This window comes from Spirillospora sp. NPDC047279 (assembly GCF_040643285.1).
Classification (GTDB): Bacteria; Actinomycetota; Actinomycetes; order Streptosporangiales; family Streptosporangiaceae; genus Spirillospora.
In genome coordinates, this window is record NZ_JBEYUA010000025.1 from 101,444 (window position 1) to 115,528 (window position 14,085).

General features: G+C 72.0%; 11 protein-coding genes. 4 read left to right on the forward strand and 7 right to left on the reverse strand.

Annotated features, from left to right (window positions below):
- Positions 1–280 precede the first annotated feature (280 nt).
- On the reverse strand, positions 281–1,447 hold the full coding sequence (locus ABZ810_RS42715; protein ID WP_358412995.1) for an acyl-CoA dehydrogenase family protein: 1,167 nt from the start codon (positions 1,445–1,447) through the stop codon (positions 281–283).
- A 90-nt stretch (positions 1,448–1,537) separates the two neighbouring features.
- On the opposite strand from ABZ810_RS42715, the gene ABZ810_RS42720 reads away from it, so the two are divergent.
- The 3 genes from ABZ810_RS42720 (at position 1,538) to ABZ810_RS42730 (ending at position 5,604) form a co-directional block, all read left to right on the forward strand.
- Positions 1,538–2,677 (forward strand): CoA transferase, encoded by a 1,140-nt coding sequence (locus ABZ810_RS42720; protein WP_358412997.1) that lies wholly within the window; start codon positions 1,538–1,540, stop codon positions 2,675–2,677.
- Positions 2,674–3,333 carry a GntR family transcriptional regulator gene (locus tag ABZ810_RS42725; RefSeq protein WP_358412999.1) on the forward strand — a complete coding sequence of 220 codons (660 nt, stop codon included), beginning with the start codon at positions 2,674–2,676 and terminating at the stop codon, positions 3,331–3,333. The genes ABZ810_RS42720 and ABZ810_RS42725 overlap by 4 nt, the downstream gene beginning before the upstream one ends.
- 426 nt (positions 3,334–3,759) lie before the next feature.
- Positions 3,760–5,604 carry a tetratricopeptide repeat protein gene (locus ABZ810_RS42730; protein WP_358413000.1) on the forward strand — a complete coding sequence of 615 codons (1,845 nt, stop codon included), beginning with the start codon at positions 3,760–3,762 and terminating at the stop codon, positions 5,602–5,604.
- 54 nt (positions 5,605–5,658) lie between these two features.
- On the opposite strand, the gene ABZ810_RS42735 is transcribed toward ABZ810_RS42730, so the two are convergent.
- From ABZ810_RS42735 to ABZ810_RS42760, 6 genes are all read right to left on the reverse strand, one after another.
- Complete coding sequence (locus tag ABZ810_RS42735; protein ID WP_358413002.1) at positions 5,659–6,702, reverse strand: hypothetical protein; 1,044 nt, start codon at positions 6,700–6,702, stop codon at positions 5,659–5,661.
- Between the two features lies 1 nt (position 6,703).
- A complete protein-coding gene (locus ABZ810_RS42740; RefSeq protein WP_358413004.1) occupies positions 6,704–8,287 on the reverse strand; it encodes an alkaline phosphatase D family protein in 1,584 nt (527 codons plus the stop codon).
- 145 nt (positions 8,288–8,432) lie between these two features.
- A complete protein-coding gene (locus ABZ810_RS42745) occupies positions 8,433–9,248 on the reverse strand; it encodes a carbohydrate ABC transporter permease (RefSeq protein WP_358413006.1) in 816 nt (271 codons plus the stop codon).
- Positions 9,245–10,255, reverse strand: a complete 1,011-nt coding sequence (locus tag ABZ810_RS42750; RefSeq protein ID WP_358413008.1) for a sugar ABC transporter permease — start codon at positions 10,253–10,255, stop codon at positions 9,245–9,247. The genes ABZ810_RS42745 and ABZ810_RS42750 overlap by 4 nt, the downstream gene beginning before the upstream one ends.
- A gap of 107 nt (positions 10,256–10,362) precedes the next feature.
- Complete coding sequence (locus ABZ810_RS42755) at positions 10,363–11,691, reverse strand: ABC transporter substrate-binding protein (RefSeq protein WP_358413010.1); 1,329 nt, start codon at positions 11,689–11,691, stop codon at positions 10,363–10,365.
- A complete protein-coding gene (locus ABZ810_RS42760; RefSeq protein ID WP_358413012.1) occupies positions 11,688–13,043 on the reverse strand; it encodes a Gfo/Idh/MocA family oxidoreductase in 1,356 nt (451 codons plus the stop codon). The genes ABZ810_RS42755 and ABZ810_RS42760 overlap by 4 nt, the downstream gene beginning before the upstream one ends.
- 126 nt (positions 13,044–13,169) lie before the next feature.
- Here ABZ810_RS42760 and ABZ810_RS42765 point away from each other — a divergent pair.
- The coding region (locus ABZ810_RS42765) for an ROK family protein (protein ID WP_358413014.1) at positions 13,170–14,085 on the forward strand (916 nt) is incomplete at its 3' end.

Genomic DNA, 14,085 nt, shown 5'->3' on the forward strand with positions numbered 1-14,085 from the left:
GAGACCGGTCACCTGGATCTTGAGATCGGCCACGTCGGTCTCGATGGTCCTGACGCGTTCGAGGGTCTCGATGGCGGTATCGGAGATGGCGGCGATGTCCTCGTCGTGGCGTTGTGATCGATCTTCCAAGGCCAGCACCCGTGAGTGGAGTTGTCGGTTGGCGGGGGCACCCATTGTCGCATCGACCCTTCCGGTGGACGTTGTGTGACGATCCGAACGCAGATCGTAGTAGACGTCCGAGGTGGGGTGCTCGAGTTGTCCACAGGCCCCTTGGCGGGGGTCAGCGGAAAGCGGGTTCGTCGGTCAGGGCTCGGCCGATGACGAGGGAGTGGACCTCGCTGGTGCCCTCGTAGGTGAGGACGGATTCGAGGTTGTTGGCGTGGCGGATCACCGGGTATTCGAGGGTGATGCCGTTGGCGCCGAGGATGGTGCGGCACTGGCGGGCGATGTCGAGGGCCTCGCGGACGTTGTTGAGCTTGCCGAGGCTGACGCGCTCGGGCGGGAGGTCGCCGGCGTCCTTGAGGCGGCCCAGGTGGAGGGCCAGGAGCATGCCCTTGCCCAGCTCGAGGGTCATGTCGGCGAGCTTCTGCTGGGTGAGCTGGTACGAGGCGAGCGAGCGGGCGAAGACCTGGCGGTCGGCGGCGTAGGACAGGGCCGTTTCGAGGCAGTCGCGGGCGGCGCCGATCGCGCCGAAGACGATGCCGAAGCGGGCCTCGTTGAGGCAGCCGAGGGGGCCGGACAGGCCGCGGGCCTCGGGGAGCAGCGCGGACGCGGGGAGGCGGACGTCCTCGAGGACGAGCTCGGAGGTGACGCTGGCGCGGAGGGAGAGCTTCTTCTTGATCTCGGGGGCGGTGAAGCCGGGGGTGCCGCCGGGGACGAGGAAGCCGCGGACGCCCTCGTCGGTGCGGGCCCACACGACGGCGATGTCGGCGACCGAGCCGTTGGTGATCCACATCTTGGTGCCGTTGAGGATCCAGTCGGTGCCGTCGCGCTTGGCGGTGGTGCGCATCGCGCCGGGGTCGGAGCCGGCGTCGGGCTCGGTGAGACCGAAGCAGCCGATCTTCTCGCCGGCGGCCATGCCGGGGAGCCACTCGTTCTTCTGGTCCTCGGAGCCGTACTTCCAGATCGCGTACATGGCCAGGGAGCCCTGGACGGAGACCAGGCTGCGCAGGCCGGAGTCGACCGCCTCCAGTTCGAGGCAGGCCAGGCCGTAGGAGACGGCGCTGGTGCCGGCGCAGCCGTAGCCCTGGAGGTGCATGCCCAGGACGCCGAGGTCGCCCAGGCGCCGGGCGAGGTCGTGGGCGGGGATCTCACCGTCCTCGAACCAGTCCGCCACGTGCGGGCGCAGCTCGCGGTCGCCCATGGTGCGGACGGTGCGCTGGATCTCCCGTTCCTCGTCGGACAGCAGTCCGTCGATCGCGAACAGCTCGAACGGGTGGGACTTCATGCTGGGCCTCCTGGTTTGCGGCAGATCTTATTTTGGATCCAGTATTGAGTATTAAGATGTGGTTTGGCCACTCCGGGTGAGAGGACACGGATGCGATCACTGGACGGCGTCGTCGTCGCCGACTTCAGCCGAGTACTGGCGGGACCGTACGCGACGATGTTGCTGGCCGACCTCGGCGCGGAGGTCGTGAAGATCGAACGGCCGGGCGACGGGGACGACACCCGCGCCTGGGGGCCGCCGTACGCGGACGGCGAGGCCACGTACTTCCTGGCCGTCAACCGCAACAAGCGGTCGGTCACGCTGGACCTGCGGGACGAGGGCGACCGGGCGGCCGCGCGGAAGATCGTGGCGCGCGCGGACGTGCTGATCGAGAACTTCCGCCCGGGGACGATGGAACGGCTCGGGCTGGGGCACGAGGAGCTGCTGGCCGCGCATCCGGGGCTCGTCTACTGCTCGGTGACGGGGTTCGGCGCGGGCGAGGGCTCTCACCTGGCGGGCTACGACCTGCTCGTCCAGGCGATGGGCGGGCTGATGAGCGTGACAGGCGAGCCGGGCGGGGACGGCACCAAGGCCGGCGTCGCGCTGGTCGACGTCATCACCGGGCTGCACGCCGGGATGGGGATCCTCGCCGCGCTGCGGCACCGCGACCGGACCGGGGAGGGGCAGCACGTCGAGGTGTCGCTGCTGACCTCGTTGTTGTCGGCGCTGACCAACCAGGCGTCGGCGTACGTGGCGGGCGGGGTCGTGCCGCGCGCGATGGGCAACGGGCATCCGAGCGTCGCCCCGTACGAGGTGTTCCGCGCGAAGGACCGGCCGCTGGTGCTGGCGGTCGGCAACGACCGGCAGTTCCGCCTGCTGTGCGAGCGCATCGGGCGCCCGGAGCTTGCGGGTGACGAGCGGTTCGCCAGTAACAGCGCGCGGGTGGCGCACCGGGAGGTGCTGGTGGCCGAGCTGTCGGCGGCGCTGGAGGCCAGGACGGCGGACGAGTGGTTCGGTGAGCTGACCGGGGCCGGGGTGCCGTGCGGGCCGATCAACGATCTGGCCGCCGCGTTCGACCTCGCCGGACGGCTGGGACTGGGCGCCGAGGTCGGGCTGGACGATCCGCGAAGGGACGGGCCGGTCGGGCAGGTGGCCAACCCGATCCGGATGAGCGCGACGCCGCCGGTCTACCGCACCGCGCCGCCACGGCTCGGCGAGGACACCGCGGCGGTGCTGGGGGACCTGCCGTGAGCGCCGGCCCGCGGTCCCGGCGGCCGCCGACCGCCCAGCAGTTCGTGCTGGGCGAGGTACGCCACATGATCACCACGGGGGAGCTGAAGCCCGGCGCGCCGATCCGCCAGGACGCGCTGGCCGAACGGCTGGACGTCAGCCGGGTGCCGCTGCGCGAGGCGCTGAAGATCCTCGAAGGCGAGGGCCTGGTCGTGCACGAGGCCCACCGCGGGTACTTCGTCGCCGTCCTGTCGATGGCCGACCTGCGGGAGATCTACCGCATCCGCGAGCTGCTGGAGGCGGAGGCGGTGCGCGCCGCGGGCGGGCGCCTGACCCCCGAAGTCCTCGCCGAGCTGGAGGCCGCGCAGGACGAGGTCGAACGCGCCGGAGAGGCGGGCGACGTCGCCGCGATGGCCGCCGCCAACCGCCGTTTCCACTTCATGCTGTTCGAACGTGCGGGCATGCCGCGCCTCGTCCGGCTGATCACCACCCTGTGGGACGCGACCGACGCCTACCGCTCCCTCTACTACGGCGGCACGCCCAACCGCGAGCGCGTCGTCCACGAGCACCGCGCCGTCCTCGCCGCCCTCCGCGAGGGCGACGTCGAGGCGGCCGTCGAGTGGCTCGACCGGCACCGCGCCCATGCGGTCGCCACGCTGCGGGACGTCCTCGATTGAGGACCTGAGCCGCCTGGTGCGGTTGCGGCTTCACCGAGGTCACGGGGCTGGCGCCGATGCATGGGCCCCTATTCGGCCTGTGCCTAACATGCCGGAACGGCTCACTGGTCAACGTCGATGTCAACCGTTGTCAGGTGTCCGAATGAGGACAGATCGTCCGAATGCGGATGGGGCAGGTGTTCACGCATGATGGTCTGCGTTCGCAAGTTATCCACCAGGGAGGGGTGCGACATGAAGAAGGTCGTCGTTCATCGACCGGGCATGGTCGCGATGCGTGGAGCGGCCAGCGCGAAGCATTCGGGCTGATCCCACGCCATTGACTGGCTCCCGCGGCGCGTGGTTGGGCCGTGCCGCGGGAGCCGCTTTCTTTCCGACCCCCTTCCGGGAATCCGCGCAGGTTCCCCGTCCCGTCGAGGAGGCCGCCGGGTGCGCCGCGACCGTGTCCTGAGGATCCGTGCCGACCGCCGGTTGCGCGGCCCTTACACGGCGGGGGGAGCCCTGCTCCACGCGCTGGTCCCGGAGGCCCTCGACCGCGGGCCCGCCCTGGTCGCCGCGCACGACATCGAGATCCGGGTGGTGGCGCCCGACCTGCGCGACCGCGTCCCTGCGCGGCGCCGCCCGCTCTCCACCCGGCTGCCGCGCGCCGAGCGCATCCTGGTGCCCGCGCCGCGCCGTACGTTGCGGATCGCCAACGGCGTCGCCGAGTTCGTGCGCGACCACCTGGCCGCCACCGGGCCGCTGACCCTCGAGGTGATCGGACTCGACCTGGCCGACACCGCCGACCGCGAGCTGATCGAGGTGCTGACGCGGAGGATCAGCGCCGACCTGCTCACGGTGAGGACACTGGAACGTACCGGAGGCGACACTGTCTCCGAAGCTGCATTGAGCCCGCGCGAGCACGATCTGCGGGCGGACGAGCTGATCGCCCAGGGGCTGGTCGGCCCCCGGCTGGGCGCCGTCCCGTGGCACCGCGAGCACGGCACCGACCCGCGCCGGGCGGCCCAGGCCTATCGTTTCGCCGCCGAATGGTGCCTGGAACAGGGGTGTCACCACGCCGTGGCCGAACTGGGGCCGCGCGGCCTGGCGTGCGCCGACCCCGACGGCGACCCCGAGACCTGGTGGCGCCTGGTGCACGACACCGCGATGGCGTTCGGCGCGCTGGACCGCGAGGACGACGCCGAACGTGTGCTCCTCGACGCGCGGGCCCGCACCACCTCGCCGCTCTGGCACTCGACGATCGCCTACACGCTCGGCATGCTCTCGGTCCGGCACCACGACCCGGCGCGCCGCGACCTCGACGCCGCGCTGGGCTGGGTCAACACCGGCATCGCGCTCTGCGGGCTGCTGCCCGACCGGGCCGAACGCGCCGTCAAGCTGGGGTTCGACCTCAACGGCCGGGCCCTGATCGAGTCGCGCCGCGGCCGGCTCGACCAGGCGCTGGCGCTGGTCCAGGAGGCGATCGACCTCGCCGACCGCGACCTGCCCGACGACGCCGAGGCCCAGCACCGCATGGTCCTGCGCGCCAACCGCGCCCAGCTGTACGACCGGCTCGGCCGCACCGCCGACGCGCTGCGCGACTGGGACGAGGTCATCGCCGCCGACCCGGTCTACCCCGACTACTACATCGACCGCGGCAACCTGCTCTACCGGCTGGGCCGGGTGGCCGAGGCGATCGCCGACTACGAGACGGCGGCGGAGGCGGGGCCGCCGTTCCCCGAGGCGTACTTCAACCGTTCGCAGGCCCGGTTCGCGTCCGGTGACCTCGACGGCGCGCTCGCCGATCTCGACCACACGCTGGAGATCGACCCGGGCTTCACCGAGGCGCACCCCAACCGGGCCGGCATCCTCGTCGCCCTGGACCGTCTCGCCGAGGCGCGCGCCGCCTGCGAGGCGGGGCTCGCCGCCGCTCCGGACGACCCCTACCTGCTGTGCGCCCTCGGCCAGGTGGAGGCGGCCGAGGGACGCGACGGGCCCGCGCGCGCGGCGTTCGACCGGGCGCTCGAACGTGACTCGACGGTGGCCACCGCGTGGGCGTGCCGCGGCGGGCTGGCGTTCGAACGGGGCGACGCCGACGCCGCCGTCCGCGATCTGAGCCGGGCCATCGAGCTCACCGACGAGACCGCGGCCGAGACGCCCGCGCTCCTCTACAACCGGGCCGTCGCGCTGCGCGCGCTCGGCCGCGACGACGAGGCCCGCGCCGACCTCGAACGCGCCGGCAAGCTGGCCCCCGGCGACGAGGAGATCCAGCGAGCCCTGGAACGCCGTCCCTGACGGCCGATCCGGGCGGCGGCCGAAGCCACCACCCGGATCGCCGGTGCCGGGGGATCAGCGGGTGAAGATGCCCAGGGCGTCGTAGACGTGCCAGGAGCCGAGCTTCTTGTCGATGGTGAGGACGTTCTCGCCGGTGGTCAGGGCGGGCAGGGCCAGCTCGACGTACGAGGGCTTGAGCGTGGTGCCCGGCACGGTGGCGTCGCCTTCGAGGGAGCCGCGCATGGCGCCGCCCTCCAGCTTGACCTCGGTGAACGCGGTGCCGTTGAGCCCGAGGACGATCGTTCCGGCGAGGGAGGCGTGGGTGTCCAGGAGCCAGATCGACAACCAGGGCTCGGCGGGCACCTGGTCCACGGCGAAGCGGAACGTGGCGCGGGTGACCTTGTTGCCGCCCCAGGCGTCCGACGGGCCGGGCTGGATGTAGGACCAGTCGGTCTCCGGCCTGCCGGTGCCGTGGGTGTAGTCGACGCCGTTCGGGAATCGGGTGCGGTACTGCGCGGACCGGTTCGGCGCGAGCGCGAACTCCAGGCTCTTGTGGTCGAACGTGCCGACCGTCGCCAGCGGCGTCCCGGAGACGGCGACGGACTCGGTGCTGTGCGCGGAGATCTGCGCGGTCGGGCGGCTGCGGTTGCCGGCCGCGTCGACGGTGACGACGCGGTAGTGCCAGTCCTGGCGGCGGCCGCCCATGCGGTCGTGGGAGAACGAGGCGTAGATGGTCTTGGCGATGAGCGTGTCCGGGCCGATCGCGAAGCCCGGGGTCTTCGCGCCGTAGACGGCGTAGTGGTCGACGAAGGGTTTGCCCGGGTCGTGTTCCCAGCTCAGCCGGATACGGCCGATCTCCGATCTCGCGCGGAGGCGGTGCACGGGACGCGGAGCCGGACCGGCGGCGGTGGCGGCGTGCGCGGCGCCGGCCGGGGAGGCGAGGACGACGGCGGCGGGCGCGGCCGCTGCCAGCCCGAGGGCGGTGCGGCGGGCGACCCTGTTCTGCCGCGTCCCGCTCTGCCGCGCGGCGCTGCTCTCCGGCGCCCCGCTCTCTGGCCCGCTGCGCTCTGGTTCCCTGCTCTGCGGCCTGCTGCTCTCCGCGCTGTTCTGCTCTGTCATCTCAGGCCTCCTGGGTCAGTCCGGGCTTGCCGGCCTCGGTGACGAAGCGCGCCGCGGTGGTGACCGGGCCGCCGGGACGGCTGACGTACTCGACCTTGCGGAACTCGGACGTGAGCGTCGTGGGGGTGAGGTGCCCGGTCACGTAGCCGCGGCGGGCGTTGTAGAACTTGACATGCGGGTTGGCCAGCCAGAGCGCGGCGTACTGGTCGCTCTCGGCGCCGTCGCCGTCGGAGCCGACCGAGCTGCAGACCAGTTCGGTGCCGATCGCGGGGGAGCCGGGGTCCTTCCAGTCCGCCTTGAGCTCGGCGGCGACGGCGCGGTGGATGTCGCCGGACAGCACGACCGGGTTGGCGATCCGGTGGCGCCGGAAGGCGTCCCACAGCCGGTCGCGGTTGGCGGGGAAGCCGTCCCACATGTCGTTGCTGTAGAGCTGCCCGGCGCCGGTGTCGCGGTCGATCTCGGCCATGACGACGCCGGTGGCCAGGATGTTCCAGGTGGCGTCGGAGCGGCCGAGCCCGTCGTACAGCCACTTCTCCTGCCGCGCGCCGAGGATCGTGCGCTTCGGGTCATGCCGTTCGGGTGAGTTGTCGGTGACCACCCCGGCGGGGTAGGTGTCGCGGTACTGGCGGTTGTCGAGCATGTCGATCTGCGCCAGCCGACCCCAGCGGAACCGCTGGTAGAGCGCCAGGTCGGGCCCGTCAGGCCGGACGCTGGAGCGCAGCGGAAGGTTCTCGTAGAACGCGCGGTACGCGACGGCGCGGCGGCGCAGGAAGTCCGCGGGCGCGATCCCGGTCTCCGACCACTCGTCGGCGTGGTTGTTCTGCACCTCGTGGTCGTCGGTGGTGAAGACCCACGGGGCCGCGGCGTGCGCGGACTGGAGGGCGGCGTCGGCCTTGAAGAGCGAGTAGCGCAGCCGGTACTGCTCCAGCGTGATCGTCTCGGTGCCGTGCTCGGGGCCGAGGGGCAGCGGCTCCTGGCGCCACCAGTTGGTCGTGGTGATGCCGTACTCGTAGATGTAGTCGCCCAAGAAGAAGACCAGGTCGAGGTCCTGCTTCGCCATGTCGTCGTACGCGGTGAAGTGCCCGTGGTACCAGGCGGCGCAGGAGGCCGAGGCGAAGCGCAGCGCGGCGGGCGTCGACCGGGGGTCGGGAGCGGTGCGGGTGCGGCCGGCCGGGCTCACCTCGTCGCCGGCGCGGAACCGGTAGAAGTACTCGCGGCCGGGGCGCAGGCCGCGGATCTCGGCGTGCACGGAGTGCGCCAGCTCCGGCGTGGCGATGGCCTGGCCGCGCTTGACGACGCGTGCGAACGCCTCGTCCTCGGCGACCTCGAAACGCACGGTGTACGGGCGGGGTGGCATGCCGCCGTGGCCGTCGGCCGCCAGGGGCCGGGGGGCGAGCCGCGTCCACAGGACGAAGCCGTCGGGCCACGGGTCGCCGGACGCGACGCCGAGGCCGAACGGGTCGGCCGGGACCTTCCCGCCGGCCGTGGCGTCGGCGGTGGCGACGCCGGTTCCGGCGGCGAAAGCGGCGGCGGAGACGCCGGTCATCGCCAGGAACGACCTGCGTCCGGGCAGGGGTGATCTCATGCGCGGTACTCCAGAGGGGATTGGGCCCGATCATGGGCAGACTGGAGGGAACGATGAAACGGGAGGTGACGCCGGGTTCAACCCGGGATGATCACTAACGGTTGATCACTGAGACGATCACTTGAGGCGGATCATTCAAGGCGGATCATTTGAGGCCGCCGGAGGTGAGGCCGGCGACGATGCGGCGCTGGAAGACCAGGACGACGATCACCAGCGGGACGGTGACGACGACCCCGGCCGCCATCTGGGTGCCGAACGGCTGGTCGAAGCCGTGCTGGCCGGTGAACTGGGCGACGATCACGTTCGCGGTCTTCATCGACTGCTCGTTGACCATGCTCACCGCGATCATGTACTCGTTCCAGGCGATGACGAACGTGATGATCGCCGTGGTGAACACGCCCGGCGCGGCCAGCGGCAGGATCACCTTCCGGAACGCCTGGCCCGCCGTGCAGCCGTCCACCATCGCCGCCTGCTCCAGCTCGAACGGCAGCTGCCGGAAGAAGACGGTGAGGTTCCAGACCGCGAGCGGCAGCGCGAACGACAGGTTGGGCACGACCATCGCCTGGTAGCTGTTGATCCAGCCGATGTCGGTGAAGAGCCGCAGCAGCGGCACGATGAGCAGGCTGACCGGGAACATCGAGGTGGACACGATCAGCGCCAGCACGAGGCGCTTGAACCGGAAGTCCAGCCGGGCCAGCGCGTACGCCGCCGACACCCCGACGATCAGGGTGAGGACGGTCGTCACGCCCGCCACGACCAGGCTGTTGCCCAGCGCCCGGACGAACCCGTTGCCGCCGTCGAACACCGCCCGGTAGTTCTCCAGCGACCACGGGCTCGGCAGCGGCGACTTGTCGAGGATGTCGTTGGTCCGGCGCAGGCTGGAGACGATCATCCAGTAGAACGGCGCGAGGCAGAACGCCACGACGGCGATCAGGGACAGGGGACTGGTGAGGCGCTTCACCTGGCGTTCCCCCGTCCGATGATGTCGGCCCCCAGCAGCCGGACGAAGACGTACGCGGCGAGGATGATGTAGAGGAACAGGGCGATCGCGCAGGCGGCGGCCGGTCCGAACCGCAGGTTCATCGCCTCGTCCCAGGCCAGCTGGGAGAGCGTCTCGACCGCGGGTTTGCGGGTGCCGATGAGCACCTGCGGCACGTCGAACATGCGCAGCGAGTCGAGCATCCGGAACATCACCGCGACGAGCAGCGCGGGCTTGACCATCGGCAGCGTGATGCTCCAGAACCGCTGCCAGGCGTTCGCCCCGTCGACCCGGGCCGCCTCGTACACCTCCGCCGGGATGATCTGCAGCCCGGCCAGGACGAGCAGGGCCACGAACGGCGCGGTCTTCCAGGTGTCGGCGAGGATCACCGCCCACTTGGCGGCGGCCCCGTCGGCGGTCCAGAGCACCTCGCGCCCGAGCACCGCGTTCGCGACGCCGTCCGCGGAGAAGATCCACCGCCACAGCAGCGCGGAGATCGCGGTGGGGATCGCCCACGGCACCAGCACGCTCGCCCGGAACAGCGCCCGGCCGCGGAACGCCCGGTGCATCAGCAGCGCCATGCCCAGGCCCAGCAGGGTCTCCAGCACGACGGTGGTGACGGTGAAGAACGAGGTGTTCCACAACGCGTTCAGGAAGCGGTCGCCGGCCTCGCCCCTGAACAGGTCGGCGTAGTTGCGCAGGCCGGTGAACCGCGTGCCCTCCACCACCAGGCCGTCGGCGTCGAGTTCCTCGCTGGTGGTGTGCAGCGAGTCCCAGATCGCCACCGCGATCGGGAACGCGATCACGACGCCGAGCACGGCCAGGGTGGGGGAGAGCAGCGCGGCGGCCAGCCGGCCCTGGCCGTCCGCGCGCCCGCGCGGACGGCGCCCCCGGCCGGGCCGCCCGCGGCCGACGGGAGCCGGCCCGGCCGGAGCGGCGGCAGGCGTTCCTGCCGCCGTCCGGCCGGCGCCGGTGCTCGTGTGGGTCACCATCGCTCCTGTCGAACGGTCGGTCGGGTCGGTCGGTCGGGTCGGTCGGTCGGTCGGGTCAGCCGACCGTCGGGGTCAGTCGGCCGGTCGGGGTCGGCCGGTCGGGGTCAGTCGGCGAGGCCGGCGAGGGCTGTCTGGAGGTCCGCCGAGGCCTGGTCGACGCTCTTCTTTCCGGTGACGGCCGCCGTCACGTTGTCCTGGACGGCCGCACTGACCTCGCTGTACTTCACCGCGACCGGACGTGACCTCGCGGTGTCCAGGCCCTTCTTCAGGACGGGGAGGTACGGGTAGAGCTTGACCATCTCGGGGTCGGCGTAGAGCGCGCTGCGCGAGAGCGGGAACGACTGCTCCTTGCCGTACTCGCGCTGGATCTCCAGGCTCACGATGTAGGTGATGAAGTCGCGGGCCGTGGCCTGGTGCTTGGAGAACGCCGACACCGACAGGTTGTTGCCGCCGAGGGTGCCCGACCCCGGGCCGTCCTTGCCCGGCAGCGGCGCGACGTCGAACTCGCCGTTCACCTTGGACGAGCCGTCCTTGGCGGAGGCCAGCGCGTACACGTACGCCCAGTTGCGGTGGAAGACCAGCTTGCCGTCCTGGAACGCGCGGCGGCTCTCCTCCTCCTTGAGCGTCACGCCCTTGGACGGGATGGTGCCGTTCTTGAAGCCGTCCACCAGGAACTGCAGCCCCGCCTTGGCCTGCGCCGAGGTCACCTGCGGCTTGCCGGAGGCGTCGAACACCTGGCCGCCCGCCGACTGGACCGCCTCGGAGTAGTTGACCGTGAGGCCCTCGTACTTGTCGTACTGGCCGGCGTAACAGTCGACGCCCTTGCCCTCGGAGGTCTTCTTGATCTTGGCGCACGCGTCGGTGAGCTCGGCCCAGGTCTTCGGCGCCTCCTTGATCCCGGCGGCCTCCAGCAGGTCGGTGCGGTAGTAGAGGATGCCGGTGCCGGTCAGCCAGGGGGCCGCGTACAGCTTGCCGCGGTACTTGCCGGTCTCCAGCGCCGCCGGGACGAACGTCGACGGGTCGAGCTTGGACTCGTCCAGCGGCAGCACCCAGCGGCGCGCGGCGAACTCGGCCGTCCAGACCGCGTCCAGCCGGACGACGTCGTAGGCGTTCGACTTGATCTGCGCGTTCTGGACCAGCTGCTGCCGGGTCTGGTCGCCGTCCTCGGGCAGCTCGATGATCCGTACCTTCTCGTTCGGGTGCGCGGTGTTCCACTTGCCGACGAGCTTCTGGATGGTGCCGGTCAGGTCCTTGCCGGTGGCGAACGTGATGGGGCCGCGCCCCTCGTTGGTCGCCGGAGCGTTCGAGCCCTTGTCGTCGCTCCCGGATCCGCACGCGCCGAGGGCCAGTGCCAGGGGCAGTGCCGCGGCGGCGATGCTCCATCCGCGGGGGTGCGGGGGTCGTCCCCCGCGGGGAACCGTCGTGATCTTCATCGGGCCGTGCCTTTCGCGGGGGATACGGGGGGTGTCGGGGACGGGGGTGGCGCTGGTGATATGAGATGTTCGTGTGGTTCTGTGGCGATGTCTACTACGGTGCCGGAATGCCGGGCCCGCTCCGCCGCCCAGACCACCCGGTGGGCGGCCAGGCTCTCGCGGGCGTCGGACGGCAGCAGGGAGGCGTCCCCGGTGGCGATGGCCGCGATGAACGCGTCCGCGATGGCCTCGTCGGCCGCGTCGTGCCGGCCGTCGGGCGACTCGTGACCGCCCTCGGCCTCGAAGACCTCCTCCTCCCCGGTGACGAAGTCGCGCAGGGTCAGCCGCGCGCCGTCGCCCTCGAGGAACCCGGCCGTGCCGAAGATCCGGGTCTGCCGCTGCACGTACGGGGAGAAGGCGGTCATGGTGAACGCGCCCGTCGCCCCGGACGGGAACTCCAGGTTGACGACCTGGTGATCGACCACGTCGTTGTCCCCGGCGTACACGCACCGCCCGTACGGCCCGTCCCGCAGCGCCGCCAGCACGCCCGCCTCGGTGTGGTCGGTGGTGACCACGCTGAGCGGCCAGGCCCGCAGGTCGGGGTCGTCCAGGCAGGACAGGTAGAGCCGCTTGGCCGAGTAGGCGCAGGCGGGCTCGACCTCGCAGTCCAGGCAGCGGTCCGCGGCGCCGTCCGGCCGGTTCTCCGGGCGGAAGTGCGACAGCCGCCCGAACGAGGAGACCCGGACCGGCACCTCGCCCATCACGTGGATGAGCCAGTCGACGTCGTGGCACGACTTGGTCATCAGCATCGGCCCGGACTCGTCCTCGCGCCGCCAGTTGCCGCGCACGTACGAGTGGGCGTGGTGCCACCAGCCGACCGGTTCCAGATGCTGGACGCTGATCGGGGTGCCGATCCGGCCGGCCGCGATCAGTCGCCTGATCAAGGCCGTGTAGGGCGTATAACGGAGCACGTGACAGACCGCGAGCGTGGAGCCGCTGCGCTCGACCGCCTCCAGGATCCGGACCGCGTCGGCCTCGCCGGTGGCCATCGGCTTCTCCAGCAGGATGTGGTAGCCCTGGCCGGCGAACCGCACCGCGGGCTCGGCGTGCTCGGCGTCCTGCGTCGCGATGATCACGCCGTCCGCCAGCCGTCCGGCCGCGGTGCCCTCGCCGGCCGCGGCCATCTCGCGCCAGCCGGCGAAGGCCCGTCCGGGCGGGATGCCGTGCTCGGCGGCGAACCGCGCCCGCCGTTCCGGGTCCGGCTCGGCGACCGCGACCACCGTGGCCCGGCCGGTCGCCAGGGCCCGGCGCGCGTACGTCGCGCCCCGGATCCCGGCCCCGGCCACGGCGAGCGTGACCCCGTCCTGCTGCATCGAGAAGTGCCTCCTGACCTGGTGGCCCACGCGACCCGCCGGACCGTCCGGCATTTACGAAAGTTCATTTCGTAAGTAGGTTGCGCAATAATGTCCCCGCCCACCCGAACCGTGTCAAGAGGTCCCGTGTCCGAACTTCAGCTCCACGGCGGAGATCCCTCCGTCCTCCGGCGGCTCAACTCGGTCGCCACGCTGCGCGCGCTGCGCGGCGGCGGCGAGCCCACGCTGTCCGAGCTGGCCAAGCAGGTGGGCCTGTCCCGGCCCACCACCGAGGGCGTGCTGACCGAGCTGGCGGAGCGCGGCCTGGTCGAGGAGGTGGCGCCGCGGTCCGGCGCGGGCCTGGGCCGTCCCGCCCGCCGCTACCGGTTCCGCGCCGAGGCCGGGTACGCGCTCGGCATGGAGATCGAGTCGCACCGCGCCCGGCTCTACGTCGCCGACCTCGACGGCCAGGTGGTCGGCAGCCACCGCGCCGACCTGGACGTCGGCTGGGATCCGCCGGAACGCCTCGCCGCGGTCCGCGCCGCCGTGAAGACCTGCCTGGCCGCGGCCGGGATCGAACGTTCGGCCCTCTGGGCCGTCGCCGCCGGCACCCCCGGCGTGATCGCGCCGGACGGCACGGTCGCGATCTGCACGGTCGTGCCCGGCTGGCAGGGCCTGCACCTGGCGCGCGAGCTGGGCCGTTCGTTCGCCTGCCCGGTGTACGTGGAGAACGACGCCAACCTGGCCACCATCGCCGAACGCTGGCGCGGCGTCGCCCGCGACGTGGACGACGTGATCTACGTCCTCGCCCAGCTGCACACCGGCATGGGCGCCATCATCAACGGCCGCCTGCACCGCGGCCGCTGGGGCGCCGCCGGCGAGGTCGGCATGCTCCCCGAGCTGGGCCTCCGCGACACCACCGCCGCGCTGTCCGGGGCCATGTCGGCAGGCGCGCCGGCCGACCCGTGGGGGGGGGCGCCGGCCCCCCCGTGGACGCCGAGGCCGAGAATGCCGCGCGTGCGGCGGAACTGCCCCCTCACCAGACCCCCGACACGGGCGTCGT